The organism is Marinobacter alkalisoli (assembly GCF_045449795.1).
GTDB lineage: Bacteria > Pseudomonadota > Gammaproteobacteria > Pseudomonadales > Oleiphilaceae > Marinobacter.
Map to the genome: position 1 here is coordinate 37,074 of NZ_JBJJLB010000011.1, position 26,099 is coordinate 63,172.

19 protein-coding genes, 1 tRNA gene and 1 rRNA gene are annotated in these 26,099 nt (G+C 57.6%); 11 read left to right on the forward strand and 10 right to left on the reverse strand.

Annotated features, from left to right (window positions below):
* Positions 1 to 26 precede the first annotated feature (26 nt).
* From ACJO3M_RS03790 to ACJO3M_RS03800, 3 genes are read right to left on the reverse strand one after another with little or no spacing between them, the layout of a single operon-like run.
* A complete protein-coding gene (locus tag ACJO3M_RS03790) occupies positions 27 to 686 on the reverse strand; it encodes an HAD family hydrolase (RefSeq protein ID WP_406999847.1) in 660 nt (219 codons plus the stop codon).
* On the reverse strand, positions 683 to 1,411 hold the full coding sequence (gene ubiG / locus ACJO3M_RS03795; protein ID WP_406999849.1) for a bifunctional 2-polyprenyl-6-hydroxyphenol methylase/3-demethylubiquinol 3-O-methyltransferase UbiG: 729 nt from the start codon (positions 1,409 to 1,411) through the stop codon (positions 683 to 685). Before ubiG ends, ACJO3M_RS03790 begins: the two co-directional genes overlap by 4 nt.
* 52 nt (positions 1,412 to 1,463) lie before the next feature.
* Positions 1,464 to 2,795: a TRZ/ATZ family hydrolase gene (locus tag ACJO3M_RS03800; RefSeq protein ID WP_406999851.1), complete on the reverse strand. Its 1,332-nt coding sequence runs from the start codon at positions 2,793 to 2,795 to the stop codon at positions 1,464 to 1,466.
* A 183-nt stretch (positions 2,796 to 2,978) separates the two neighbouring features.
* Here ACJO3M_RS03800 and mtnA point away from each other — a divergent pair, with 183 nt between their 5' ends.
* The gene (gene mtnA, locus ACJO3M_RS03805; protein ID WP_406999853.1) at positions 2,979 to 4,043 is read left to right on the forward strand and encodes an S-methyl-5-thioribose-1-phosphate isomerase; all 1,065 of its coding nucleotides are present in this window, start codon (positions 2,979 to 2,981) and stop codon (positions 4,041 to 4,043) included.
* Here mtnA and ACJO3M_RS03810 read toward each other — a convergent pair.
* The 4 genes from ACJO3M_RS03810 to ACJO3M_RS03825 form a co-directional block, all read right to left on the reverse strand.
* Positions 4,032 to 4,745 (reverse strand): helix-turn-helix domain-containing protein, encoded by a 714-nt coding sequence (locus ACJO3M_RS03810; RefSeq protein WP_406999854.1) that lies wholly within the window; start codon positions 4,743 to 4,745, stop codon positions 4,032 to 4,034. The two genes, mtnA and ACJO3M_RS03810, sit on opposite strands and share 12 nt — an antisense overlap.
* A 35-nt stretch (positions 4,746 to 4,780) precedes the next feature.
* Complete coding sequence (locus tag ACJO3M_RS03815; RefSeq protein WP_406999856.1) at positions 4,781 to 6,937, reverse strand: carboxy terminal-processing peptidase; 2,157 nt, start codon at positions 6,935 to 6,937, stop codon at positions 4,781 to 4,783.
* Between the two features lie 259 nt (positions 6,938 to 7,196).
* Positions 7,197 to 9,347 carry a 3-hydroxyacyl-CoA dehydrogenase NAD-binding domain-containing protein gene (locus tag ACJO3M_RS03820; RefSeq protein WP_406999858.1) on the reverse strand — a complete coding sequence of 717 codons (2,151 nt, stop codon included), beginning with the start codon at positions 9,345 to 9,347 and terminating at the stop codon, positions 7,197 to 7,199.
* Between the two features lie 33 nt (positions 9,348 to 9,380).
* Positions 9,381 to 10,589 carry an acetyl-CoA C-acetyltransferase gene (locus ACJO3M_RS03825; RefSeq protein ID WP_406987729.1) on the reverse strand — a complete coding sequence of 403 codons (1,209 nt, stop codon included), beginning with the start codon at positions 10,587 to 10,589 and terminating at the stop codon, positions 9,381 to 9,383.
* A 187-nt stretch (positions 10,590 to 10,776) separates the two neighbouring features.
* Here ACJO3M_RS03825 and ACJO3M_RS03830 point away from each other — a divergent pair, with 187 nt between their 5' ends.
* Positions 10,777 to 11,040: a late competence development ComFB family protein gene (locus tag ACJO3M_RS03830; RefSeq protein WP_406999860.1), complete on the forward strand. Its 264-nt coding sequence runs from the start codon at positions 10,777 to 10,779 to the stop codon at positions 11,038 to 11,040.
* An 11-nt stretch (positions 11,041 to 11,051) separates the two neighbouring features.
* On the opposite strand, the gene ACJO3M_RS03835 is transcribed toward ACJO3M_RS03830, so the two are convergent.
* On the reverse strand, positions 11,052 to 13,523 hold the full coding sequence (locus ACJO3M_RS03835; protein ID WP_406999862.1) for a DUF349 domain-containing protein: 2,472 nt from the start codon (positions 13,521 to 13,523) through the stop codon (positions 11,052 to 11,054).
* A gap of 172 nt (positions 13,524 to 13,695) precedes the next feature.
* Here ACJO3M_RS03835 and ACJO3M_RS03840 point away from each other — a divergent pair, with 172 nt between their 5' ends.
* Positions 13,696 to 14,181: a regulatory protein RecX gene (locus ACJO3M_RS03840; protein WP_406999864.1), complete on the forward strand. Its 486-nt coding sequence runs from the start codon at positions 13,696 to 13,698 to the stop codon at positions 14,179 to 14,181.
* An 11-nt stretch (positions 14,182 to 14,192) separates the two neighbouring features.
* Here the strand turns inward: ACJO3M_RS03840 and mltF are convergent, their stop codons facing one another.
* Positions 14,193 to 15,671 carry a membrane-bound lytic murein transglycosylase MltF gene (gene mltF, locus ACJO3M_RS03845; protein WP_406999878.1) on the reverse strand — a complete coding sequence of 493 codons (1,479 nt, stop codon included), beginning with the start codon at positions 15,669 to 15,671 and terminating at the stop codon, positions 14,193 to 14,195.
* Positions 15,672 to 16,048: 377 nt separating this feature from the next.
* On the opposite strand from mltF, the gene purL reads away from it, so the two are divergent.
* Together purL and ACJO3M_RS03855 are read left to right on the forward strand one after the other, a co-directional pair.
* On the forward strand, positions 16,049 to 19,954 hold the full coding sequence (purL, locus tag ACJO3M_RS03850) for a phosphoribosylformylglycinamidine synthase (protein WP_406999865.1): 3,906 nt from the start codon (positions 16,049 to 16,051) through the stop codon (positions 19,952 to 19,954).
* A gap of 438 nt (positions 19,955 to 20,392) precedes the next feature.
* The gene (locus ACJO3M_RS03855) at positions 20,393 to 20,704 is read left to right on the forward strand and encodes a YqfO family protein (protein WP_406999867.1); all 312 of its coding nucleotides are present in this window, start codon (positions 20,393 to 20,395) and stop codon (positions 20,702 to 20,704) included.
* A gap of 6 nt (positions 20,705 to 20,710) precedes the next feature.
* Here the strand turns inward: ACJO3M_RS03855 and ACJO3M_RS03860 are convergent, their stop codons facing one another.
* Entirely contained in the window at positions 20,711 to 21,259 is a 549-nt protein-coding gene (locus ACJO3M_RS03860) for an NUDIX hydrolase (protein ID WP_406987718.1), read from the reverse strand.
* Between the two features lie 97 nt (positions 21,260 to 21,356).
* On the opposite strand from ACJO3M_RS03860, the gene ACJO3M_RS03865 reads away from it, so the two are divergent.
* The 6 genes from ACJO3M_RS03865 to ACJO3M_RS03890 all read left to right on the forward strand — a co-directional run bounded on the left by ACJO3M_RS03865 (position 21,357) and on the right by ACJO3M_RS03890 (position 26,094).
* The gene (locus tag ACJO3M_RS03865) at positions 21,357 to 21,962 is read left to right on the forward strand and encodes an NUDIX hydrolase (RefSeq protein ID WP_406999869.1); all 606 of its coding nucleotides are present in this window, start codon (positions 21,357 to 21,359) and stop codon (positions 21,960 to 21,962) included.
* A 1-nt stretch (position 21,963) separates the two neighbouring features.
* The gene (locus tag ACJO3M_RS03870; RefSeq protein WP_406999870.1) at positions 21,964 to 22,497 is read left to right on the forward strand and encodes a gamma carbonic anhydrase family protein; all 534 of its coding nucleotides are present in this window, start codon (positions 21,964 to 21,966) and stop codon (positions 22,495 to 22,497) included.
* Complete coding sequence (locus tag ACJO3M_RS03875) at positions 22,494 to 22,676, forward strand: DUF1289 domain-containing protein (RefSeq protein ID WP_406999872.1); 183 nt, start codon at positions 22,494 to 22,496, stop codon at positions 22,674 to 22,676. The genes ACJO3M_RS03870 and ACJO3M_RS03875 overlap by 4 nt, the downstream gene beginning before the upstream one ends.
* Positions 22,677 to 22,703: 27 nt before the next feature.
* Positions 22,704 to 23,894, forward strand: a complete 1,191-nt coding sequence (purT, locus tag ACJO3M_RS03880) for a formate-dependent phosphoribosylglycinamide formyltransferase (protein ID WP_406999874.1) — start codon at positions 22,704 to 22,706, stop codon at positions 23,892 to 23,894.
* A gap of 472 nt (positions 23,895 to 24,366) precedes the next feature.
* Positions 24,367 to 25,906, forward strand: a 16S ribosomal RNA gene (locus tag ACJO3M_RS03885).
* A gap of 111 nt (positions 25,907 to 26,017) precedes the next feature.
* Positions 26,018 to 26,094: transfer RNA gene (locus ACJO3M_RS03890), tRNA-Ile, on the forward strand.
* The last annotated feature ends 5 nt before the right edge of the window (positions 26,095 to 26,099 follow it).

A 26,099-nucleotide genomic window follows, 5' to 3' on the forward strand; every position in this document is an offset into this window, starting at 1 on the left:
CCGATGAGTCCAACGTTTGAATGGAACTATTGTAACAGTTTTGCCAGGTCCTGGACGGTGTCGGCGATGAGGTCTGCTTGCCACAGGTCAACGGTTTCCGGCTCTTCAATGTAGCCATAACGCACGGCAATGGTTGTCATGCCGGCATTGCGGCCTGCTTCGATATCTCGCTCGTGATCGCCTACGTAGATGCCCTTAGCCGGATCGGCGCCTATATGTCTGCAAGCCAGGTGAAGGGCTTCGGGGTGGGGTTTGCGGTGGGTGACGTGGTCCGGGCAGATGACGACAGCACAACGTTTCGCCAGGCCAAGAGCCGCCACCAGGGGGGCTGCGAAGCGCACCGGCTTGTTGGTGACGATGCCCCAGGGAATGCCCCGGGACTCCAGATTGTGGAGAATGGTGTCCATGCCCCCGAACAGGCGCGTTTCAACGGCAACGCCTTCCTCATAGAGGTCGAGGAAGGCGGTATGTTTTTCCAGGTAGTCCGGGTGTTCAGGCTCCAGTCCGAAACCAACACGAACCATGGCACGGGCACCGTTGGACACGGAACGACGGATGGTTTCCGGCGGCAGCGGTTCCATGCCGTGATCGACCCGCAACAGGTTCAGGCAGCGGATGAAGTCCGGTGCGGTATCTATCAGCGTGCCGTCCAGGTCGAACAGCACGGTTGAAGGTTGCTGGTTCACGGTTGTGGGTCACCTTCCCGGGTATCCAGGGCGTGCATCATGTAGTTAACGTCCACATCACGGCCGAGGCGGTAAACCTTGGTGACGGGGTTATAGGTCATGCCGGTGAGTTCACGGACGTCCAGCCCCGCGTGACGCAGGTGATCCGACATTTCCGACGGACGGATGAATTTGCGCCATTCATGGGTGCCCTTTGGCAGCAGGCCCAGCACGTATTCCGCACCAACAATGGCAAACAGGAACGATTTGGGGTTGCGGTTGATGGTGGAGACAAACAGGTGGCCGCCGGGCTTGAGCATGGCAGCACAGGCCCTGATGACCGATGATGGATCGGGCACGTGCTCCAGCATTTCCAGGCAGGTCACCACATCGTACTGCCCGGCGTGCTCCGGGTCCGCCGCCAGGGCTTCCACGGTGATTTGCCGGTAGTCCACTTTGATACCGCTTTCCAGGCCATGCAGCCGGGCCACGGACAGCGGCGCTTCACCCATGTCTATCCCAGTGACGTGGGCGCCCCGGCGGGCCATGCCCTCTGACAGCAGGCCGCCGCCACAGCCCACATCCAGCACCCGCTTGCCGGCGAGGGGCGCACGTTCGTCGATGTAGTTCAGGCGCAGCGGGTTGATGTCATGCAGCGGCCGGAACTCGCTGGTCGGATCCCACCACCGGCTGGCAAGGGCCTCGAACTTGGCGATTTCGTTGTGGTCTACGTTCTGGTTACTCATAGTCGGTTCTGCCTGATTGAAAATACGGTGGCGGCCAGGGGGAGTGCCTGTCTTATTGGTTACGAATCCGGTCAGACCAGGATTGTACCCTGAGCATCAGGTCTGGCACATCGATTCGGGTCAGCCGACCATCCTGAACCTGGGGAATGCCATTGATCCAGCTATGGCTGACCTGGCGACCGTGGTTGCTGTAAACCAGATGGGAAGCCGGATCATAAACCGGTTGCAGGAAGGGATCGCTCAGGTCAACAGCGATGACATCCGCCAGTTTGCCGGCTTCCAGCGAGCCCAGTTCGTGGTCCCGTCCCAACGCCCGGGCACCCTGTATCGTGGCCATGGCAATGGCCTGATGGGCAGACAGGGCGGAGGCATCATCGGCGACAACCTTGGCCACCATGGCGGCGGTATTGATTTCCCCGAACAGGTCCAGGTTGTTGTTGCTGGCGGCGCCATCGGTACCGATGGCCACGTTGATGCCGGCCTCCGCCAGTTTATGCACCGGACACAGCCCGCTGGCGAGCTTGAGGTTGGATTCCGGGCAATGGATTACATGGGCGCCGGTCTGCTGCAGCAAGGCGATATCGGATTCGTCGATCTGGGTCATGTGCACACATTGGGTGTGGGCACCGAGTACCCCCAGCTCGGCGAGCCTGGCCGTGGGGCGCTTGCCTGACTTTTCCAGCGCATCCGCTACCTCGAACGCCGTTTCATGCAGGTGAATCTGGATGGGCGCTCCGGTGTCGGCAGACAGTGCCACCGCGCGCGTCATCGGATCATCGGATACCGTGTAGGGCGCGTGGGGACCAATGGCGGGCATGATGTATTCATCACCTTGCCATTCCCGGATAAAGGCCGCCCCTTTGCTGAGATACTCATCCGGGCCGGAGCCCCAGGGGGTCGGGAAATCCAGCAGGGGAAAGCAGACCTGCGCCCGCATGCCGGCATCGTGGGCCATCTGGGCAACTATTTCCGGAAAGAAGTACATGTCCGAAAAGGTAGTGGTGCCGGTGCGCAGCATTTCGGCCATGGCCAGTTGAGTGCCATCGGCAATGAATTCCTCACTGACAAAGGCGCCCTCGGCGGGCCATATATGATCGTTCAGCCAGGTCATCAGCGGCAGGTCGTCCGCCATGCCCCGGAACAGTGACATAGCGGCGTGGCCGTGCATGTTGATCAGGCCTGGCAAAACCACGTGCTGGTCCAGATCTATGGTTTCACGGGCCCGGAAGCGGGCGTCGGCCTCTTCCCGGGATACCACCGCTGCAATCCGGTCGCCCTGGATGATAACGGCCTGGTTGTGCAGTACGGTGTTAGCGGGTTCCACCGGAACGAGCCAGCGGGCGTTAATGCGTATATCGGCTGCAGTAATGGTATCTGCCGTCATTTACCCTGCCTTTTGGGTGCGGTACGGGCGTCTGTCACCATGATCAGATCCCGGAGAATGTAGCCGGAAAGTATAACCAGCCACCGCCCGGAGAACTACCCTGGATTCAGGGCTGAGAATCCCCCGTTAACGTGGGTATACTGGCGGGCCTGTGTTATGGATTTAATCTACCGGAGCTCACTGATGCCGAAGTCTTCCAAGCCGTCTGCAAACCGTGCAATTGGTACCGTTGCCATGCGTTGGCATGAAAGCAGTCTGGAGTTGCTGGACCAGCGGCTGCTGCCGACGGAGGAGCACTGGATTACGCTGGAAGGCGCATCCGGCGTTGCCCAGTGTATTCGCGATATGGTGGTACGTGGCGCGCCCGCCATTGGCATCAGTGCTGCCTATGGCGTGGCCCTGGCCGCCCGCCATGCGGGTGGTGGCGACTGGCAGGCGGAAATAAAACAGGCCATTCGTGAACTGGCGGCGTCGCGTCCGACCGCGGTCAACCTGTTCTGGGCGCTGCAGATCATGGAGCAGGAATTCCATGGCTGTCATTCGCTGGATGAGGCGGTCAAGCGCCTTTCGGCGATGGCGGTGCGCATCCATGAGGATGACCTTGCGGCCAATCTGGCCATGGCAGACCATGCCCTGGAATTCATGGCTCCGGAAACGCCGTTTTCGGTGCTGACCCATTGCAATACCGGGGCGCTGGCGACCGGCGGTTACGGCACGGCGCTGGGGGTTATTCGCCGCCTTCATGAGGAAAAACTGTTGAAGCGGGTGTACGCCGATGAAACCCGCCCCTGGCTTCAGGGCAGCCGCCTGACGGCGTGGGAGCTGGCTCGGGAGGGGGTTCCTGTCACGCTGAATGCAGACGGTGCAGCCGCTGCGATTCTCGCCCGGGGCGATGTTAAATGGGTTGTGGTGGGCGCGGACCGGATCACCGCTAATGGTGACGTCGCTAACAAGATTGGTACGTATAGCCTGGCGGTGCTGGCGCGTCACCACAAGGTTGGATTCATGGTGGTGGCGCCTTCAAGCACCGTCGATATGGCTCTGGCGTCGGGGCAGGACATTCCCATTGAAGAGCGCGAGGGCAGTGAGGTGAGGCAGATCAAAGGGGTTCCCATCGCACCGGAAGGCGTGAGCGTGTTCAATCCGGTCTTTGATGTCACCCCGGCCAGTCTGATCGATGCCATCGTGACCGAGAAGGGCGTAGTCCATAACCCCAATATTACCGGAATGCGCGCGCTATTCGGCTGAGTCTTCGTACTTATCCCGGAGTTCAGCGACCTTCTGCTCCTGTTCCTCAACGAAATGCAGGGACATTTCAAAGCTTTGCCGGGTGAACTCAAGGACTTTCCGGAACCCTTCGTCCGAGAGGTTCCGGGCGTCGTCATGGCGGCGGAAGATGTTGATGAATTCCCGCTCCCGCTCGAACTGTAACGGCAGCCGACCGATGCCCCAGTCGTTGAGGATTTGCCAGACTTCCGGGTTGTAGTTACGGGTGGTGCGCAGGATGAAGGGGATCGGGTCGTTGCGGGCAATCAGCGCAGCAAGTCGCAGAATAAGCTCGAATGACAGGGTGGCGGTGCCATTTTCCACAGCCTCAAGGACAGACTTGTCCTTGAGATTCAGCGCCTCGCTCATTTCCGACAATGTCAGCCCGGCGACTTCGCGGATGTCCTTGAGGGACTGTCCGGCCGTCAGCATCATCCGCAACTGGTCCTGGGAGTTTATCAGCGCCTTGCCGACACGCAGGGAGGTGTCGGTCGAACGAGCGGCGAAACGCAGGGCAGAGCCGGTCATGCCGGTAATGCGATTCACCAGGGACCTCTGATCCCGGGACTCCGCCCCCTGTTCAAGGCCTTCCACTTCGTCCAGAGACTTCATGGCATGCATGGCGTCCATAAGCATGCCCTGAAGCGCCTGTGCTTTCTTGCGGTCGTCGTCTGTGGCGGTCATTGATGGCCTTGTTGGTCGGGCGCCAGGCGCTGCTCTCAGCGCGCCTGGGCAGTGATTTGCCTGGGGTTCAGAATAGACGCCATGCGCTGGTCCAGCTCGAGCATGTCGGCCATGATATGGCCGCCCTCACGGATGATGAAATCAAGCTCTTCATCGGTGCTGTCGAGATCTGTGGCCTGCATATCCTGCCAGTCATCCAGTTCTTCCAGTGTGTCGAACGGTTCTTCACCGCGGAGCTCGCGCCGTGCATTGGCGATGGTCAGCCGTGTGCGCTTGATCTGGGACTGGTGCTCCTTGCGCTGTTCGTGGTTCAGGCTCACGGATTCCATTTCCCGCTGTTCCTTCAGGAAATCAATTTCCTGCTGCAACAGGCGGAATTCCGGACTGGTTTCAAAGCGCTCGTCGTGGCGTTTGCGCAGTTCGTCGATAATGCCGCTGAAATCAAAATACCGGGCGTGGGGGACTGCCTCTATCTGATCCCAGGGCAGGGCGTGATCAAGGGCATCTTCCCCAATGCGGGTTTTATCGACCCGGGACGGAATCTCGATATCGGGGATGACGCCTTTGTGTTGTGTGGAGCCACCGGATACCCGGTAAAACTTCGATTGGGTAATTTTCAGCTGACCGTGGTTCAGCGGGCGCACTGCCTGTACGGTGCCCTTGCCGAAGGTCTGGGAACCGACGACCAGGCCGCGGCCATAGTCCTGTATGGCGCCGGCGAAGATTTCAGAGGCAGACGCGCTCATGCGATTGACCAGCACGACCAGCGGGCCGTCGTAGGTTATCGAAGGGTCTTCATCGGTAAGGACCTGCACGTCGTTATTGGAATTGCGGATCTGCACCGTGGGGCCCTGATCGATGAACAGGCCCACCAGGTCATTGGCTTCGTGCAATGCACCGCCGCCGTTGTTTCGCAAATCCATCACCACCCCGTCGACGCCGTCTTCCTTGAGTTCTTCAATCAGGTTGCGGACATCGCGGGTGGTACTCTTGTAGTTGGGATCGCCTTCCTGCATGGCCTGGAAATCGGCATAGAAAGTGGGAATGTTAATAACGCCAATACGGTAACTCTCGCCGCCGCGGTCAAGCTCGATAACGTCCTTGCTGGCGCTTTGTTCTTCCAGTTTTACCTTGTCGCGCTTGATGGCGATGGTCTTGGTGACGGTTTCGTCCGTGGCGCTGGCGGGAACAACTTCCAGGGTTACCGTGGATTCCCGGGGACCGCGAATCAGGTCCACCACTTCATCCAGGCGCCAGCCGATAACGTTGACCGGCTTTTCTTCATCTTCCTGGGTCACGGAGACGATGCGATCCGCCGGTTTTAGCTGGCCCTGCTTGGCTGCGGGGCCGCCAGGAACCAGTCGGACCACTTTGGTGTATTCATTGTCGGACTGTAGCACCGCGCCAATACCCTCGAGGGACAGGCTCATGTTGATGTTGAAGTTCTCGGAGGTGCGCGGTGAAAAATAGGAAGTGTGGGGGTCCCACATGCCAGCGAAGGCGTTCATGTAGGCCTGGAATGCGTCCTCGCTGCGGGCCTGGTAGGCACGCTTGAGCTGGCTTTCATAGCGCTGGCGCAGGCTATCTTTAATGGCTTCGTCGTCTGAGCCATTCAGTCGCTGCGCCAGAACGGCGTTCTTGACTCGTTTCACCCAGAGTTCGTCCAGGGCTTCTTTGTTGGGTTCCCACTCGGCCTCTGAGCGATCCAGGAGAATGGTTTCCTCGGCATCGAAGTTCAGATTGTCGATACCCTCATCAATAAGTGCGAGGGCAAAGTTGAGGCGTTCAATAATGCGCTGCTGGACCAGGTTGTAAATATCAAAGCCAGGCTGGAGTTGCCCGGTCTTCAGGGCGGAACCGAGCCCCAGGCGGATTGCAGAGAACTTCTGGATGTCCTCTTGGGTGAGATAGATCCGCTGACTATCCAGATAGTCCAGGTAGGCATCGAAGACATCACCGGAGAGGGAATCATTGATGCCCAGATCCCGGAAATGGGTGAATTGAAGCTGGCGGGCGATCAGTATATTGGCGCGCGCCTGCTCTACCGTGGGAGTGACAGGTTCGTACTGTGCGTCCCGATCGATAGCGCCAGAGACTGAAAACGGCATGGCCAGCATCAGGGCGAGGGTGATGCCTTTTGCCAACGGCCGGGCTTGCATGTTTCTGGTGATCAATCGTTGCGCAATGCTCATAAACGTTTTACCTGACGGTGCATGGCAATACAGATATGCCTGGCGGGTAAGCTGCGTGGGTAGGTACCCCTGAAACAGATACGCCTGAACGGTATCGCCGGATTTGGCTTATGAATTTATTGTAGGCAAGCGTAATGGCGGTTGCCATAGCCCCGACGTATCGGTTCGTGACAATCTGTCCATGATGTGGGCAGGTTTGTCGTTGGATCAGGAAAACGCAGGGAGGGGCGGGGGCCATATAGCCCCCGCCTTGCACCGGTTACGAGAACAGGGCGTTGGTTTCGGCCTTTTCCAGCAGCAGTGCCGGAGGGGCAAACCGGTCACCGTACTGGTCCGCCAGTTCTTTGGCTCGTTCTGCGAAGGCCCTCACGCCATACTGGTTGATGAACTGGATGGCGCCACCGGTCCAGGGGGCGTAACCAATGCCGAATATGCTGCCGATGTTGGCGTCTTCCACGGTTTTGAGTACGCCTTCTTCCAGGCAGCGGACCGTCTCAATGGCCTGAATAAACAGAATACGATCCTTCAGGTCCTGGAGCTTCACAGTGCTGGCCTTGCCAGCATCCACGTACAGGTTTTCCAGCTCCGGCCACAGATGCTTCTTGCCATTGGCGGGATACTCATAGAACCCGGCGCCGGCGGCCTTGCCCTTGCGGTTATGGGTATCCACCATCTGGTCGATCACGGCCTCCGCCGGGTGCGGCTGCCAGGTGCCGCCAGCGGCTTCGGTGTCCTTCTTGCTCTGGGCGCGGATGTGCTGCATCAGGGTCATGCTGACTTCATCGGAGATCGCCAGGGGCCCGACGGGCATACCGGCAAGTATGCCCGCATTTTCGATGCTGGAGGGATGCACCCCTTCGCCCAGCATGGAGATTCCCTCGTTTACGAAGGTGCCGAACACCCGTGAGGTGAAGAAGCCACGGCTGTCGTTGACCACAATGGGGATTTTGCCAATCTGCTGAACGTAATCGAACGCTCTTGCCAGCGTCTCATCGGAGGTTTTCTCGCCCACGATGATTTCCACCAGCTGCATCTTGTCCACCGGGGAGAAGAAGTGCAGGCCGATAAAGTTATCCGGCTTGGCGGAAGCCCCGGCCAATTGCGTAATAGGGATGGTCGAGGTGTTGGAGGCAAAGATACCGTTGTTCACCAGTTTGGGTTCGGCTTCCTGGGTGACCTTGGCTTTCAGGCCGCTGTCTTCGAAGACGGCCTCGATCACCAGATCGCAACCTTCCAGGTCGTCGGCAGAATCCGTGGCCTTGATACGGCCCAGTACTTCGGCTTTCTGCTCTTCGGTCATGCGGCCGCGGCTGACTTTCTTGGCCAGCAGTTTTTCGGAGTAGCTTTTGCCTTTCTCGGCGTTTTCCACCGATACATCCTTCAGGACAACCTCAACGCCGCGCGCTGCGGTGGAGTAGGCGATGCCAGCGCCCATCATGCCGGCACCCAGAACCCCCACCTTCTTGAAGGTTTCCTTTTCGACGCCCTCGGGTCGGCTGCCACCAGCATTGATGGCGTTAAGCTGGAACCAGAAGGTGCCGGTCATGTTCTTGGCCACCTGGCCAATAACCAGCTCGGCGAAATAACGGGTTTCGATAAGGCTGCCGTTGTCGAAGTCCACCTGAGCGCCTTCCACGGCGGCGGAGAGAATGCGCTCCGGTGCCGGGTAGCAGCCCTTGGTCTTCTGCTTGAGCATGGCCGGAGCAATCGCCAGCTTCTGTGCCATGGCCGGGTGATGGGGCGCGCCGCCGGGCAGCTTGAAACCTTTCTGATCCCACAGTTGCTGGCATTTGGGGTTGGCTTCGATAAAGGCGCGGGCCTTGGTCATCATGTCTTCGGGTGATGATGCCAGTTCATTAACGATGCCGGCTTTCAAGGCCGCCTTGGGCTTGACCTTCTTGCCTTCCATCAGGAATGGGAACGCGGCCTCAAGGCCGATCATCCGGGGCAGACGCTGGGTACCGCCTCCGCCGGGCAGCAGGCCAAGGGTGACCTCGGGTAGGCCCAGCTGGATACTGTCTTTGTCCAGCACAATACGGTGATGGCAGGCCAGAGCAATCTCCAGACCGCCACCAAGCGCGGAGCCGTTAATGGCAGCAACAACCGGCTTGCCACTGGTTTCCAGTGCCCGCATTTCTGCTTTCAGGCCGTTAACCATATCTTCGAACGCTTGTGCATCATCGCGGGTAACTTTGTGCAGTTCTTTCAGGTCACCACCGGCGAAGAAGGTTTTCTTGGCGGAGGTAACGATAATACCGCGGATGTTGTCGAGGTCTCCTTTGACCTTTGCAACGGTCTCGGTAAGCCCCTGGCGGAAGTCCGCATTCATGGTGTTGGCGGACTGGCCTGGCATATCAATGGTCAGGGTCAGAATCTGATCTGAACCCAGTTCGTATCGGATGGCACTCATAATTCGGTTCTCCTGTAAGAAAAAGTGTCGGGCTCAGATACGTTCGATGATGGTGGCAATACCCATGCCGCCGCCCACGCACAGGGTGGCGAGACCGAAGCGCAGTTCACGGCGTTCCAGCTCATCGAGCAGCGTGCCCAGAATCATGGCGCCGGTGGCACCCAGCGGGTGGCCCATGGCGATAGCACCGCCGTTGACGTTCACTTTTTCATCCGGAACAGACAGTTCCTTCTGGAAGCGCATAACCACGGAGGCAAACGCTTCGTTCACTTCAAACAGGTCAATCTGATCGACCGTCATGCCAGCCTTTTCCAGGGCCTTGCGGGTAGCAGGAGCAGGACCGGTAAGCATGATGGTGGGATCGGTGCTGGTAACCGCGGTTGCCACGATGCGCGCCCGGGGCTTGAGCCCCAGGGCCTTGCCCTTGGCTTCGCTGCCAATCAGCATGGCGGTGGCGCCGTCCACAATGCCGGAGGAGTTGCCGGCATGGTGTACGTGGTTGATCTTCTCCACGTAGTGGTATTTTTCCCGTGCAACACCGTCGAAGCCCATCTCGCCCATCATCTGGAAAGAAGGCTTCAGCCCGGCGAGAGATTCAACCGTGGTGTTGGCGCGGACCTGTTCGTCGCGATCCAGGATAACCACGCCATTCTGATCAGTCACGGGGATGATGGATTTGACGAAATGGCCCTTTTCCCAGGCACTGGCTGCCTTTTGCTGGGATTTCACCGCGAAACCATCCACATCTTCACGGCTGAAGCCTTCGATCGTTGCGATCAGGTCAGCACCGATACCCTGCGGCATGAAGCCGGTGTGCAGGTTGGTTGCAGGGTCCGTTGCCCAGGCGCCGCCGTCGGAACCCATGGGCACACGGGACATGGCTTCCACGCCGCCGGCCACGACCATATCTTCCCAGCCTGAACGGACTTTCATGGCGGCGAGGTTGACCGCTTCCAGGCCGGAGGCACAGAAACGGTTCAGGGTGACGCCGGCCACTTTTTCATCCCAGTCGGCGGCCAGGGCTGCGGTCTTGGCAATGTCTGCCCCCTGATCGCCAACGGCGGTGACACACCCCATCACGATATCGTCTACCTGGGCAGTGTCCAGGCTGTTTCTCTCCTGCAGTGCGTTGAGAACGGTGGTCAGCAGCGTGATGGGCTTGACGCTGTGTAGGGAGCCGTCTTTCTTGCCGCGCCCCCGGGGGGTGCGTACTGCATCGAAGATATACGCTTCGGTGGTCATTGCTATTCCTCTGGTGGTTATTGTTTCGGGACGATAGTCCGATGCATTAACCATAGCGGGTTGCAGGCACCGTGGGTAATGACGCGGGCTGCCAATCGTATTGGCGAAAGTGCTCACCGGGTCCATGACAAGGGAGCTGGGGAGATCTATGGTTTAACTACAGGCAACTCGAAACAGGAGGCTGAGAATGTCCCTGAGAGATGCGGTCGACAATTTCTATGAAAGGCTGGTGGTGGATGCAATTGATGCCACCCGGCAGGATTCCGATACTGCCGACTTCCTGACGGATGTGATGTGCGTTGCCCTCAATCGGTTACCACCGCGATATTACTGCCACTCTATCGATATGATGTTCTACCTGGGGGATGACGAATTAAAGAGTATGAAGCAAAAATCCCTGGCTGCCGTTAAGGAAGCCAGGGATTTTGTGGAGAGCCATCAGAGGGACTGAGAGCGTGACATTCAGCCCAGCAGCGTTTCCAGTGCCGTGTTAAGGCGCGTCGCCAGATCATCGTCAAGCGCTTCCTGGGGTTGCTGGATGCACCAGTTCGCCACCAGGCTTTCCAACTGACGATTCTTGTCGCTATCCGTACCTCCTGTATTTCCCATACCGTTCGCCAGGCGCTGTACCTGAATTTCCATTCGCCGCCCCTGATCCGATTCAGGGGAGGGCGCGCCGGTCAGAATCTCTGCGCGGATGACCAGCTCCCTGGCGTCCATGGTGTCAGGCTCGTCGGCCAGCGCCGGCCATGCTGCCGGGATGCTGTCGTTGTCCTGATTTCCGGCAAGCCGGGCCTGGACGTGGTCCTGCCAGGATTGCACCTTGCTTCGGGTTTTAAGGTCTTCCAGCATGCCCGACAAGCGGCGCTTTTGCTCCCCGATGCGATCCCGGACTGATTGCGAGACGGGTTCCGACGCCAGGGTTTTGAGATCACCCAGCGCGTTTTCGATGACGCCGGTATCGGTTTCATCACCATTCAGGGTTTCACAGGACGCGATCACCGATTCCACCCGCTCGTCGGCCTCTCGTGCGGCCTGTTGTTGCTCGGACTTCCGGGCATCGCGGCGGGCGAAGATCTCGTCACAGGCTTTGCGGAATGCCTGCCAGAGCTTGCGGTCCTCCCGGTGTCGGGTGATGCCGATCTGTTTCCATTCAGTCTGTAATGCCTTGGCCTGATCCATCGCATCGGTCAGGGGTTCATGGTTGATCAGCGCGTTGGCGCGGTCGACGATGTCCTGTTTCAGCGCTTCGTTCTTATGGCGCTCTGTATTCAGAGGGTCTTCGAGTTTTTTCAGTAATGCGTCAAAGCGTTTCTGTACCGGCCGGTTGTCCCGGAACTCAATGGGCCAGGCTGCTTTCCATTCCTGGCGCGCTGTCTGGTGTATACGCTCCGCGGTTTTCCAGTCGATCGCGGACCAGTCGGCGGCGCCGAGGAAGGTTTCCAGCTCCTCGCAGATCGCTTTGCGCTTTTCCAGGTTGGCCTGTTTGAGGCCGGACTTGGCTGAAAAGTAGGCTTTGCACGGTTCATATGCCTTGTCTGATGCGGCTTTGAAGCGAGTCCAAAGCGCCCGGTCAGACGAACCGCCCAGCTCTCGCCATTCGTTCTGAAGCTCGTGTATGCGCTCGGCTTTGGCTTCCGGCTCCATTGGCTGGGTGGCCAGATATTCCATCTGTTCACACAGGGCTATCTGTTTGGGTTCGGTCGCAAACCCCTGCCAGTCTGTCAGTTCGCGGAGTTGCCCGCCCAGCAGTTGCATACGTGCCTGGAATGGTTTGCCGTGCCGGTGATCCAGATCCCTGAACTGGTGCTGGGCGTGTTTGAACAGCTGTCTGGATTCCTTGAGCTGCTTGGCTTCAAGCGCAGCGTCCAGCTTCTCCAGGGTGGTTTTCAGGGCATCAGCCTGTTGTTTCTGTTCCTTGCTGTCCCGCTGGGGGGCCGGTTTTGTTTTGGCCGTGCCGGCTAGTTTACAGACCGTCTCCAACTGGGCGGGGCGACTGAAGTCTGTTGGCCAGTCGATGGTCTTGATCAGTTCCCGGGCCTCGTTCTGCGGATCTCCATCCGCGGATGGGTTTTCCGTCAGGGCAGACAGCTGGTCCCGGTGCTGGGTAAATCGCTTCAGCGCCCCGATGTAATTGCGCAGCGGTTGCATGCAGCTTTCGTAGGTTTTCTGTTCGTGCTTTTCAACCGACGTTTCGCGGGTGGCTTCCAGCCAGCGGTTTTCCTGGGTCTTTTGCAGCGCATCCAGTGTAGAAAGGGAGGGTGCCTGGTCCGGTGATTGTTGTCGGAGCTCGTCCAGGGTTGCTTGCAGCAGTTCAAGGGTTTCGGTGCGTTGTTTCTGTTGCTCCTGCTGGCGCAGGGTCTGCTCGGCCTCGGCCTTCAGGTGCTCGACCCGTTCGCGGCAGCGGTGAACGGCTTCGAGGAATTCGGTGGTTTGCTCACTGGAAGCTTCATGCTCTACTTCGGCCCACTGCCTGAGCAGAGCGTCCAGGCGGGCTTCGTAGAGTTTGGTGTCTTCGCTGCGGGCCTGGTCTCCCGCCTGGGCCACCAACGTTTCTATGCGTTCCCGGGTTTTCTGTTGCTGTTCTTCTTCATGGCGGATTTCCTGCAGGGCCTGGCGTACCAGCTGATAGACGGCCTTATCGCGCCCCTTGGCTTCTTTCTGCACCCGTTGCAGAGCGGACTTGTCGGTAATCTGGCGGGCTGCCTCGGTACGCAGGCCAGCGGTTAACCCGTTGATAGCCAGCCGCTCCAGCTGATCCCCGGTTGGAGAGCCCGATAATTGCTGCTTTTGTTCCTCAAGCTGCTCTTTCCTCAGGTCCACTTCCGGTGTCTCTTTCTGTTGCACCGGCGCGGCTTTTGCCCGACCCGGTGTCGCACCTGATTTTCCGGTGGATTTACGGTTTTTGAACAGTTTCTGGATGAATGCAGCCATCAGGGTATCCTTGAATATTGAAACCAGTTCCCGGTGTGGGGCACAGTGTGCCGGCACCGACCATCGGCATCCCATGGCAGGGGGCCGGAGAAGTCAGGGGTTGCCTGAATATCAGGCATCCGCTTTGGCGCACTAGTCTAGCGTTTTGTCTGCGTTTGCGGGAAGGGTCAGAATGGGAAAACAGGAAAATCCGGAGGATCTGGAATACAGGGCCCGCTCGGCAGCGCTGCGGTTGCTGGCCAGGCGAGAGCACAGCAGGCTGGAACTCAGTCTCAAGTTGCGGCAACGAAAAATCCCCAGTGAGGTGATTGAGCCGGTGCTGGATGACTATGAAGCGGAAGGCTGGCTGGATGATGACCGTTTTGCCGATATCTACGCCCGCCAACGCATGGATCTTGGTTACGGTCCGCTCCGCATCCTTGCCGAGCTTCAGCAGCGAGGCGTGCATCATACCCCGGCCTGTGTGAACGATCTGAATGACAAAGACTGGTCGGAGCGGGCTATCCGGTTGCGTCTGAAACGGTTTGGCGGAATCGATATCCGTGAGGACTGGGAGGAGAAGGCGCGCCAGGCGAGGTTCCTGACGCGACGTGGGTTCGCTTCGCCTCATGTCGAGGCAGCGCTTGATTATGTGGAGCGGGAAGGCGGGGAGTGGTGATGCCCCGACCGTTATAGGGTGGGAGGAATCATTCCCAGCTCTCGCGGTAACATGGCTCTCATGTCGTCTTCGGACCCGGAACTGGCGGAACCGTCGCTGGTCTCAGCCCCGTCCAGATCGACGAACCAGGGCTCTTTCGGTGCGGGGCGTTCTTCTTCCGGTTCCGTCATCCAGGCCAGAACGTCGTAGTAGCGGCGGATGTTCTGTACATAGATCACCGGTTCGTGCCCCCGGGCATACCCATAACGGGTCTTTGAGTACCATTCTTTCTGCGCCAGCAATGGCAGAAATTCCTTGACGTCCATCCAGCGGTCCGGATTCCTGCCAGCGTCTTCTGTCAGTCTTCGTGCGTCTTCCAGGTGGCCGAAACCCACGTTGTAGGAAGCCAGTGCGAACCAGGTCCGGTCTGGTTCCGGAATGCGGTCAGGGATCTGGCGGTGAACGAAAGTAAAGTACTTCGCGCCGCCATGGATGCTTTCTTCCGCATCCAGCCGGTTGTTGATGCCAATCTGGCCCGCGGTATTCCGTGTCAGCATCATCAGGCCCCGGACTCCGGTGGGAGACACGGCATTCGGGCGCCAATGGGATTCCTGGTAACCGATCGCAGCCAGTAATCGCCAGTCAATGCCGTATTCCTCAGCATAGCTGCGGAAAAGCGCTTCATATTTTGGCAGGCGATTATTGGCGTGGTGAGCGAAGGTGCGGGCACCCACGTAGTTGAGGCGGTCAAGGTGGCCGTAAAACCTTTCAGACAGCTGTGCGAGAGTGCCGTCTTCACGGAGCTGGTTGAGAAAATTCCGTGCGGCCGTTGTCAATGAATCGTCCTGTTCTGCGGGGAAAAGCCAGGCCAGTTCTTCCGGTTCGCCCAGGGAAAAGGATTCCTTCACCTGCGGAAAGTATACGTGGTTCAGGTCCAGCTCGTTCGACGACACAATGGCCGTGGTGAATTCCCCGGACTCCACACGTGCCAGGACGCCGGCTGCATCCAGCGTGGCGTGAACCTGCCAGTTCATATCCGGATGTTTTTCCCGGAGCTCCAGCAGTCGGTGCTCGTGGTTGCTGTCGGCCACCAGGTGCACGGTGGTGCCGGCCAGGTCTTCGACGGTTTCCGGGCGGTCAGTGCCCCGGTGGTAGACAACCACGGACTCGGCCTCAATTCCTGTTGGCAATGCGTGATATTTCTCAGCCAGCCCGGGACGATTCGACAGGCCAGTCAGGCCAATGTGGGCGAAATTGCGGTCGAGAACAGACAGGATTTCGGTATTGTTCTCGGCCACGCGTACTCGAAGTTCTACGCCCAGCTTCTCTGCAAAACGTTTGGCGAGTTCGTAGTCATAGCCGGTGATACCATCACGCCCCTCAAAGTATATGGACGGGGCAGTGCGGGTAATAATATGAAGTACGCCTTCCGAGCGGATCTCCTGCAATGTGGTCGGCCTGGAGCATCCGCCTGCCAACATGACAATAGCGAAAGGCAAGAGCCAGTGCATCAATCGGCTTCTGGCATACCATTTGAGTTTTGACAAATCCCTAGTCTCCCCTGGTACTGCTGCAGGATCCTTAGTGTACGACCAAACCCCGCTGGTGCGATCACCGTTGAAGCCATTGCAGGTTGATCCGAGTTCTTCGCTGATGGTGGCGTCCATTGCCACAAAACCATGATCTCCGGTCCGGTCGTGCCGGTCAATAAACGTGGTCAATTAATATGCAAAACAATGTCAATTGTACATGGCCGTAATTACACGTGTGGCGCTGTATCCCTGCCACGCTTTCAAGTATCATGGCGGCCTTTCAGATGGCCGGGTGCCTTCTGCCAGTTCTGGCAGGTGCCCTGACCTCCCAGTTTCGCGCGATACAGGTTTCTATCATGCTTGAACTTCGCGGCGCTCCCGCGCTTTCGCCTTTCCGCTCCAGTAAATTGCATGCTCGCATTCAGGACATTGTGCCAGAGGTTGAGCACGTCTATGCCGAGTTCATGCACTTCACCGATCTGGAGTTTGAGCTTTCCGAGCCGGAACAGGCGATTCTGGACCGATTGCTGACTTACGGGCCGAGTGTGCAGGTGGAGGAGCCCGAGGGCGTTTTGTTTCTCGTTGTTCCGCGTCCCGGTACCCTGTCTCCCTGGTCGAGCAAGGCGACCGATATCGCCCGTAATTGCGGCCTGCGTCAGATTCGTCGGATTGAGCGGGGTATTGCCTATTACGTCCGCGCCAACCGCAAGCTGAACCTGGCCCAGCGCGAGAAAATTGCCGCCCTCCTGCATGACCGCATGACCCAGAAAGTATTTCATGAAATGGGCGGCGCGGAATTACTGTTCAGTCATGAAGAGCCCCGTTTGCTGAACCGCGTGCCGGTCCTGGCCGGTGGTCGCGATGCTCTGGTGGAGGCGAACCAGTCGCTGGGGCTCGCGCTGGCGGAAGATGAGATTGATTATCTGGTGAAGTCGTTCACGGAGCTGGAGCGCGATCCCACCGACGTGGAGCTCATGATGTTTGCCCAGGCGAACTCCGAGCACTGCCGCCACAAAATCTTCAATGCTTCCTGGGATATCGATGGGGAAGGACAGGATAAGTCCCTGTTCGCGATGATTCGCAACACCTATGAAATGAACAGTGAAGGGGTGTTGTCCGCCTACAAGGACAATGCCTCCGTTATTCGTGGCAGCCGTGGTGGCCGTTTCTTCCCGGATCCTGAGACCGGTATTTACGGGTACAACCAGGAAGACATCCACATTCTGATGAAGGTGGAAACCCATAACCACCCCACAGCGATCGCGCCTGCTGCCGGGGCCGCGACTGGCTCCGGTGGCGAGATACGTGACGAGGGCGCAACCGGTCGCGGTTCGAAGCCAAAGGCCGGGCTGGCGGGCTTCACGGTGTCGAACCTGAATATCCCCGATGATCCGCAGCCCTGGGAAATCGGTTACGGCAAGCCGGACCGCATTGCCTCGCCCCTGGACATCATGATTGAGGGGCCGATCGGCGGCGCTGCATTCAACAACGAATTTGGCCGTCCGAATCTGGCCGGTTACTTCCGCACCTTTGAAGAGCTGGTGCCAGGCGCGGCCGGTGAGGAAGTTCGCGGTTATCACAAACCCATCATGATTGCCGGTGGTCTCGGCAACATCCGGGGCGAGCATGTAGAGAAAGGCAATATTCCGGTCGGCGCCAAACTGATTGTGCTTGGTGGTCCGTCCATGCTGATTGGCCTCGGTGGCGGTGCCGCGTCGTCCATGGATTCCGGCGCCAGTAACGAAAACCTGGATTTTGCCTCGGTACAGCGTGATAACCCGGAGATGGAGCGCCGTTGCCAGGAAGTAATTGACCGCTGCTGGCAGATGGGTGAGAACAACCCCATCGCCTTCATTCATGATGTCGGTGCCGGTGGCCTGTCGAACGCCATGCCGGAACTGGTCAAGGATGGTGGTCGTGGCGGCAAGTTTGAGCTGCGCGATATCCCCAGCGATGAGCCGGGCATGTCCCCGCTTGAGATCTGGTGCAATGAATCCCAGGAACGCTACGTCATGGCAGTGGCAGCGGAGAACCTGGAACAGTTTGATGTGCTGTGCCGTCGTGAGCGTTGCCCGTACGCAGTCATTGGTGAAGCCACCGAAGCGCATCACCTGGAGCTGGGTGACTCCTATTTTGATGACAAGCCCGTTGACCTTCCCATGGACGTGCTGTTCGGCAAGCCGCCGCGCATGCACCGTAGCGTATCCCGGTCTTCCTTTACCAAGCCGATCTTCGACTCCACCAAGGTGGATCTGAACGACGCTATCAGGCGGGTATTACGGTTGCCATCGGTTGGCTCCAAGAGTTTCCTGATTACGATCGGGGATCGTACCATCACCGGGCTGGTGGCCCGGGACCAGATGGTCGGACCCTGGCAGGTGCCGGTCAGCGATGTGGCCGTTACGGCAAGCTCTTTTGATGTCCGTACCGGTGAAGCCATGGCGATGGGTGAGAGAACCCCGGTCGCCGTGATTGATGCTCCGGCTTCCGGACGCATGGCCGTGGGTGAGGTGATCACCAACCTCGCCGCGGCGTCCATTGCGGAGCTGTCAGATATTCGCTTGTCCGCGAACTGGATGGCCGCAGCGGGCCACCCGGGTGAGGATGAAAACCTTTACGAAACCGTTCGTGCGGTGGGCATGGAATTGTGCCCCGAGCTGGGCATTACCATCCCGGTGGGCAAGGATTCCATGTCCATGAAAACCGTCTGGGACGAAGACGGCGGTGAACAGAAGAGCGTGACATCGCCACTGTCCCTGATTATCAGCGGTTTTGCTCCGGTTACCGACGTGGCACGAACGCTGACTCCGCAGCTGATAACGGATGCCGGCGACACCGACCTGATCCTGATTGATCTGGCCGCGGGGCAGAACCGTCTTGGTGGGTCGGCCCTGGCGCAGGTATATCGCCACGTAGGCGCTGTTGCTCCCGACCTGGACGACCCTGAGGATATCAAGGCGTTCTTTGCTGTCATTCAGGGGCTCAACGGCGACAATAAACTGCTGGCCTATCACGATCGCTCGGACGGCGGGCTGTTCGTAACCCTCGCCGAAATGAGCTTTGCGGGTCACACCGGCATCGACATCAAGCTGGACGGGCTGGCAGAAGAGGCCTCCCAGTTTGCCCGGGAGCTGTTTAACGAAGAGCTCGGGGCTGTCATCCAGGTGCGCCGCGAAGACACCGATTTTGTACTGCAACAGTTCTCCGGAGCCGGTCTTGGTGATCATACCTCGGTGATTGGTTCTTTGAGGGAGGACGATCGCGTCCGCTTTACCTTTGAAGGCAAAGCGGTGGTCGATGAAGCCCGGGCTGATTTGCAGCGGTTGTGGGCGGAAACAAGCTATCGCGTCCAGTCCCTGCGTGATAATGCCGAGTGCGCGCAGGAAGAGTTCGACAACCTGCTGGATCGGGAAGATCCCGGGCTCAGTGTCGATCTCAGTTACGATATCAATGAAGACATCGCTGCTCCGTTTGTGAACACCGGTGCCCGGCCAAAGGTTGCCGTGCTCAGGGAGCAGGGTGTTAATGGTCAGGTTGAAATGGCGGCGGCCTTCGATCGGGCTGGATTCGAGTCGGTTGATGTTCACATGAGTGACCTGCTGTCCGGTCGCATTTCGCTGGAAGGTTTCAACAGCCTTGTGGCGTGCGGTGGCTTCTCATACGGTGACGTACTGGGAGCGGGCGAAGGCTGGGCCAAGTCGATTTTGTTCAGCGATCGTGTCCGGGACCAGTTTGCGGCATTCTTCAACCGTCAGGACACTCTGGCGCTGGGTGTCTGTAACGGCTGTCAGATGCTCTCCAACCTCCATGAACTGATCCCGGGCAGCGAAGGGTGGCCACGCTTTGTGCGCAACCAGTCAGAGCAGTTTGAAGCGCGCCTGGTGATGGCCGAAGTCATGCCTTCTCCGTCTGCGTTTATGGACGGTATGGCGGGCTCGAAGATGCCCATTGCGGTTGCCCACGGTGAGGGCCGCGTCGAATTCGGTGGTGCGGCTTCCGCTGCGGCTCTGGAGGAAAGCGAGCTGGTGGCCTTGAGGTATGTGGATAATCGCGCCCAGGCGACCGAGCGGTACCCCTATAACCCCAACGGTTCCGAGGCTGGCATTACCGGTGTGACCACGCGTGATGGCAGGGTCACTATCATGATGCCTCACCCTGAGCGGGTGTTCCGGGCGGTTCAGCATTCCTGGCGTCCTGGCGAGTGGCAGGAAGACGGACCCTGGATGCGGATGTTCCGCAATGCGCGTCGCTGGTTTGGCTGATCGCTTTGCTTGAATCGGGAACCGGCCTGAGGAGTTGCAAAACTGCAAGTCTTCAGGCCGGTTTTTTTGTGCCTGCAAGTCTCAAGTCTGTGCATAATTCAAGGGGAATTTCTCCTGGAAATGCTATTTTTTCTCTTGACTCATTACGTTTATGCACATTGTTGGTGCCCTGTTGTGTGATCCATGAGCAATTAGATGATTTTTGGTTCAACTTTTAATCGACTTTGTTAACTCATTGATAAATAAAGATTTATTGCTTTAGGTGAATTTGTCGCCAATTTAACGAAAGTGCAGTAATCACGGGGGATGGGGGCGTGTACCCAAAAACTTTCCCCAGAGTTATCCACAGATTCTGTGGGTAAGTGGGTAAATGCTTAATCTGTACAAAAAATATCCGACGTTGTTGGGGCGGATGTTTCGTTTCGAGGAGTGAAAGCCATGTACAAGCTTTGTTATTTCGTGCCGGAAACACACCTGGAACAAACCAAAGCGGCGCTATTTGAAGCCGGGGCGGGCCGCATCGGTGATTACGACTGTTGTGCCTGGCAATGTCGGGGGCAGGGGCAGTTCCGTCCCCTGGATGGCAGTCAGCCATTTCTTGGTCAGCAGGGCGAGCTGGAAGTGGTGGATGAATACAAGGTCGAGCTGGTATGTAAAGACGAGCTCATCGGTGAGGCGCTGGAAGCGTTCAAGAAGGCGCACCCCTATGAGGAGCCCGCCTACGAAGTCTACCGAATGGAGGCTATGTAGCGGGTCTTACGTGCGGGCTTTGATTGAGTAGCGAATGTCACTGACATGTACCTGGAAGGATTCGCGTCTCAGATCTTCCAGGTAGAGCTCCAGGGTTTTCCGGACCGTCGGAAATGAAATCTCGTCCCATGGAATGTCATCAAGGTCGAACAGCTGGGTTTCCAGGGATTCCTCACCGGCCCCGTAGGTGCCGTCGATCAGCGTCGCACGATAGAACATGTGTACCTGATTGATGTGAGGGACATCGATAATCGTGTAGAGGCCATCAATGTTGACCTCGGCCAGCGCCTCTTCCCGGGTTTCCCGGGCGGCGGCTTCGATGGTGGTTTCCGCGTTTTCCATGAAACCGGCCGGCAGGGTCCAGTAACCATAGCGAGGTTCGATGGCGCGCCGGCAAAGCAGAATGCGGCCTTCCCAAATGGGAACTGTGCCCGCTACGATACGGGGGTTCTGGTAATGTATGGTTTCGCAGCTCACGCACACATAGCGGTGGCGGTTATCTCCCTGGGGAATTCGTTGTTCAACAGGATGGCCGCATGTGCTGCAGTATTTCATGGGTTTCACCGTATACTTATAAAATGTTTGGTAGCAAGTTTAACGATCTGCGCTGCCGCTGTCTCATTCAATAGCCAGTCGTAATTGGAGCAGGGTTTTGCACGACCTCCTTAAAGAACGGCTTGCCGGATACGCGCCCCGTCAACTGGCGTTGGATTATCCGGAGGCCGGAATTCTTGTACCGGTTACAGACGACCAGCGGAATCCCGAAATGGTGTTCACGCTGAGGTCGTCCAATCTCAATACCCATCGAGGGCAGGTGGCTTTCCCCGGCGGTAAGCGGGATGTGTCCGATCCTTCCCTGGCGGCAACAGCGCTTCGGGAGACACACGAGGAAATCGGATTGCCCCCGGATCAGGTGCGGGTAGTCGCACCACTGAGTCAGGTTATGTCGCGGTATGGGATCTTGGTGACACCATACGTGGGTGTGATTCCCGGCGATCATCCGTTGACTGCGAATCCCTATGAAATCGAGAGTATTTTTCGGGTCCCTCTGGAGTTTTTTCTGGAGGACAACAGGGAGCGTACGGATGCTCTCGATTTTCTGAATCATACTTTTTATGTTCCCTGTTACCGATGGGAGCGTTACCAGATCTGGGGGTTGTCGGCTGTGGTGCTGGTCGATTTTCTCAACGCCGTATACGGCGCAGGTATTGATCTTCTGGAACCACCCACTCCCAAAACTTCCCGCACAGGAGGCTGATATGTTTTATTCGCTGGGCGATCGCAAGCCAGAACTGGAGGGCGCTGGTCAGTATGTCGCCGACAACGCAACGGTTATTGGCAGTGTCCGGTTGATGGACAAGGCCAGTGTCTGGTTTAACGTGGTCATCCGTGGGGATAACGATCTGATCACGATTGGCCCCGAGTCCAACGTGCAGGATGGCTCAGTACTTCATACCGATCCGGGGATCCCTCTGACCCTCGGTCGCGGTGTTACGGTTGGCCACAAGGCGATGCTTCATGGCTGCAATATCGGTGACTATTCGCTGATCGGTATCAATGCCGTGATCCTTAACGGTGCAAAGATCGGCAAGCACTGCCTGATAGGGGCCAACACCCTGATACCCGAGGGCATGGAAATTCCCGATGGCTCCATGGTTGTAGGGTCGCCTGGCAAGATCAAGCGCGAACTGAATGACAACCAGAAGAAGATGCTTGAGCTCAGCGCCCTTCATTATGTCGAGAATGCCGAGCGCTATCTTGGTCAACTGGCACCGTATGAGCCTGAACAATGAAAGTTGCTGATAAGGTGCGCTCCCCGTGCGTCAGTGTCTGCGCTCTTGATGCCAATGATGTCTGCATCGGATGCCATCGGACCGGTGATGAGATCATGCGCTGGACCCGGATGACCAATGATGAGCGCCGTGAAGTTCTAAAGAAAGTTGCCAGGCGTGAAGAGAAAGTTGCGCTGTAAACCTTGAAGCTACAGGAACCCTGAACGATGTCTGAAACCGTGCGCATTGGTACGCCGTTGAAATCAAATGCCTTCAAAGTCCTGTTCTGTGGCTCTGGGGAGCTGGGGAAGGAAGTTGTCATTGAGCTCCAGCGTCTTGGCGTCGAGGTGATCGCAGTTGATCGCTACGCCAACGCGCCGGCGATGCAGGTGGCCCACCGTAGTCATGTCGTGGATATGCTGGATGGTAAGGCGCTTCGAGCGATTATTGAGCAGGAACGCCCCAATCTGATTGTTCCGGAGATCGAGGCGATTGCAACACCGGAGTTGGTGGAGTTGGAGAAAGAAGGGTGTCGGGTTATACCGACGGCCCGGGCGGTCAATCTCACCATGAATCGTGAAGGGATCCGGCGGCTTGCCGCAGAAGAGTTGGGGCTGCCTACTTCACCGTACCGGTTTGCGGAAACCCGGGAAGATTATCTGGCGGCGGTCCGGGAAGTTGGTTTGCCTCTGGTGGTGAAGCCGGTGATGAGTTCATCTGGTAAAGGACAGAGCACCGTCAAAACAGAAAGCGATATAGAGGCGGCCTGGGAATATGCGCAAACCGGCGGCAGGGCAGGTAAGGGGCGAGTGATTGTTGAGGGCTTTGTGGATTTTGATTACGAAATCACATTGCTGACGGTGAAGCACCGGGATGGTATCTCCTTTTGTGATCCGATAGGTCACCGTCAGGAGGACGGTGATTACCGGGAGTCCTGGCAACCGCAACCAATGAGTGCAAAAGCCCTGGCCCGCTCAAGGGAAATAGCGGAAGCCGTCGCGGGCAATCTTGGCGGTTATGGCGTATACGGGGTTGAGCTTTTCATAAAGGAAGACGATGTATGGTTTTCCGAAGTGTCACCTCGCCCCCATGACACCGGCCTGGTGACGCTGGTTTCCCAGGATCTGTCTGAGTTTGCACTGCATGCCCGTGCAATCCTCGGTTTGCCGGTACCGGCGATTCGCCAGCAGGGGCCTTCCGCCTCAGCCGTGATCCTCCCGGAAGGGGATTCTTCAGAGGTGTCCTATGCCGGCCTTGAAAATGCGCTGGCTCATCCCGATACCCAGTTAAGGCTCTTTGGTAAGCCGGAACTGAAGGGGCGCCGCCGCATGGGTGTTGCCCTTGCGAAAGCGGAATCGATAGAAGAAGCACGGGCAAAGGCAACCCGTTCCGCAGCAGCCGTAAAAGTGGATATATAGTGGGGCAGTGACGGTCTTTGGAAAAAGTTTCAAATGAACCGTTGACACCTCGCCTGAGCTCTGTAGAATGCGCATCTCTTTCGAGGGGTAAGCCACTTAGGCGGCTCCGGATTCGGAAGGCAACTGTTTGAAAGTATTGAAGAAAGCGAGTTTCAAATTTCTTCAGAAAGCAGTTGACAAGGTGGCGGTTCAGTGTAGAATGCGCGCCTCGATACAGCAGTAAGCCGGTTCATTTTTCGGCGGTTTCCGGAGACGGAGACAACGAGAAATAAACGGTTGACAAGGCGGCGGAGCGATGTAGAATACGCCACCTTGATCGGGCAAGCCCCGAACGCTCTTTAAAAAGTTAACCAAGTAATTCGTGTGGGCGCTGGCCGAGGTATTTCGGATACGAAATATCAGGACAGTGACTCGTCGAAATTGAGTTTTGTCTTGAGCAAGAATAGAGAATCTTCGGATTCTTGTATGATTTAAACTGAAGAGTTTGATCATGGCTCAGATTGAACGCTGGCGGCAGGCTTAACACATGCAAGTCGAGCGGTAACAGGGGGAGCTTGCTCCCCGCTGACGAGCGGCGGACGGGTGAGTAATGCTTAGGAAACTGCCCAGTAGTGGGGGATAGCCCGGGGAAACCCGGATTAATACCGCGTACGCCCTTCGGGGGAAAGCAGGGGATCTTCGGACCTTGCGCTATTGGATGTGCCTAAGTCGGATTAGCTAGTTGGTGGGGTAAGAGCCTACCAAGGCGACGATCCGTAGCTGGTCTGAGAGGATGATCAGCCACATCGGGACTGAGACACGGCCCGAACTCCTACGGGAGGCAGCAGTGGGGAATATTGGACAATGGGGGCAACCCTGATCCAGCCATGCCGCGTGTGTGAAGAAGGCTTTCGGGTTGTAAAGCACTTTCAGTGAGGAGGAAAACCTTATGGCTAATACCCATGAGGCTTGACGTTACTCACAGAAGAAGCACCGGCTAACTCCGTGCCAGCAGCCGCGGTAATACGGAGGGTGCAAGCGTTAATCGGAATTACTGGGCGTAAAGCGCGCGTAGGTGGTTTGATAAGCGAGATGTGAAAGCCCCGGGCTTAACCTGGGAACGGCATTTCGAACTGTCAGGCTCGAGTGTGGTAGAGGGTAGTGGAATTTCCTGTGTAGCGGTGAAATGCGTAGATATAGGAAGGAACACCAGTGGCGAAGGCGGCTACCTGGACCAACACTGACACTGAGGTGCGAAAGCGTGGGGAGCAAACAGGATTAGATACCCTGGTAGTCCACGCCGTAAACGATGTCTACTAGCCGTTGGGACTCTTGAAGTCTTAGTGGCGCAGCTAACGCACTAAGTAGACCGCCTGGGGAGTACGGCCGCAAGGTTAAAACTCAAATGAATTGACGGGGGCCCGCACAAGCGGTGGAGCATGTGGTTTAATTCGACGCAACGCGAAGAACCTTACCTGGCCTTGACATGCAGAGAACTTTCCAGAGATGGATTGGTGCCTTCGGGAACTCTGACACAGGTGCTGCATGGCCGTCGTCAGCTCGTGTCGTGAGATGTTGGGTTAAGTCCCGTAACGAGCGCAACCCCTATCCCTAGTTGCTAGCAGTTCGGCTGAGAACTCTAGGGAGACTGCCGGTGACAAACCGGAGGAAGGTGGGGATGACGTCAGGTCATCATGGCCCTTACGGCCAGGGCTACACACGTGCTACAATGGTGCGCACAGAGGGCTGCAAACCCGCGAGGGGGAGCTAATCTCACAAAACGCATCGTAGTCCGGATCGGAGTCTGCAACTCGACTCCGTGAAGTCGGAATCGCTAGTAATCGTGAATCAGAATGTCACGGTGAATACGTTCCCGGGCCTTGTACACACCGCCCGTCACACCATGGGAGTGGATTGCACCAGAAGTGGTTAGTCTAACCTTCGGGAGGACGATCACCACGGTGTGGTTCATGACTGGGGTGAAGTCGTAACAAGGTAGCCGTAGGGGAACCTGCGGCTGGATCACCTCCTTAAACGAAGCCGAATGCTTCGGTCAGAGTCCACACGAATTACTTGGTTGGCTAATAAAGAGAGCAAAAGGGTCTTTCGGACCCGACTTGGCTTGTTGTAGGACAAGCAAAACCGGGTCTGTAGCTCAGGTGGTTAGAGCGCACCCCTGATAAGGGTGAGGTCGGTGGTTCAAGTCCACCCAGACCCACCAGAATT

Coding starts and splice junctions, on each gene's coding strand:
- ACJO3M_RS03855 (WP_406999867.1), top strand. CDS start 20,393: ATGTACAAGCTTTGTTATTTCGTGCCGGAAACACACCTGGAACAAACC.
- ACJO3M_RS03810 (WP_406999854.1), bottom strand. CDS start 4,745: ATGACCGCCACAGACGACGACCGCAAGAAAGCACAGGCGCTTCAGGGC.
- mltF (WP_406999878.1), bottom strand. CDS start 15,671: ATGCACTGGCTCTTGCCTTTCGCTATTGTCATGTTGGCAGGCGGATGC.
- ACJO3M_RS03860 (WP_406987718.1), bottom strand. CDS start 21,259: ATGAAATACTGCAGCACATGCGGCCATCCTGTTGAACAACGAATTCCC.
- ACJO3M_RS03825 (WP_406987729.1), bottom strand. CDS start 10,589: ATGACCACCGAAGCGTATATCTTCGATGCAGTACGCACCCCCCGGGGG.
- ACJO3M_RS03815 (WP_406999856.1), bottom strand. CDS start 6,937: ATGAGCATTGCGCAACGATTGATCACCAGAAACATGCAAGCCCGGCCG.
- ACJO3M_RS03830 (WP_406999860.1), top strand. CDS start 10,777: ATGTCCCTGAGAGATGCGGTCGACAATTTCTATGAAAGGCTGGTGGTG.
- ubiG (WP_406999849.1), bottom strand. CDS start 1,411: ATGAGTAACCAGAACGTAGACCACAACGAAATCGCCAAGTTCGAGGCC.
- ACJO3M_RS03840 (WP_406999864.1), top strand. CDS start 13,696: ATGGGAAAACAGGAAAATCCGGAGGATCTGGAATACAGGGCCCGCTCG.
- ACJO3M_RS03875 (WP_406999872.1), top strand. CDS start 22,494: ATGAAAGTTGCTGATAAGGTGCGCTCCCCGTGCGTCAGTGTCTGCGCT.
- ACJO3M_RS03820 (WP_406999858.1), bottom strand. CDS start 9,347: ATGAGTGCCATCCGATACGAACTGGGTTCAGATCAGATTCTGACCCTG.
- ACJO3M_RS03800 (WP_406999851.1), bottom strand. CDS start 2,795: ATGACGGCAGATACCATTACTGCAGCCGATATACGCATTAACGCCCGC.
- ACJO3M_RS03835 (WP_406999862.1), bottom strand. CDS start 13,523: ATGGCTGCATTCATCCAGAAACTGTTCAAAAACCGTAAATCCACCGGA.
- purT (WP_406999874.1), top strand. CDS start 22,704: ATGTCTGAAACCGTGCGCATTGGTACGCCGTTGAAATCAAATGCCTTC.
- purL (WP_406999865.1), top strand. CDS start 16,049: ATGCTTGAACTTCGCGGCGCTCCCGCGCTTTCGCCTTTCCGCTCCAGT.
- mtnA (WP_406999853.1), top strand. CDS start 2,979: ATGCCGAAGTCTTCCAAGCCGTCTGCAAACCGTGCAATTGGTACCGTT.
- ACJO3M_RS03870 (WP_406999870.1), top strand. CDS start 21,964: ATGTTTTATTCGCTGGGCGATCGCAAGCCAGAACTGGAGGGCGCTGGT.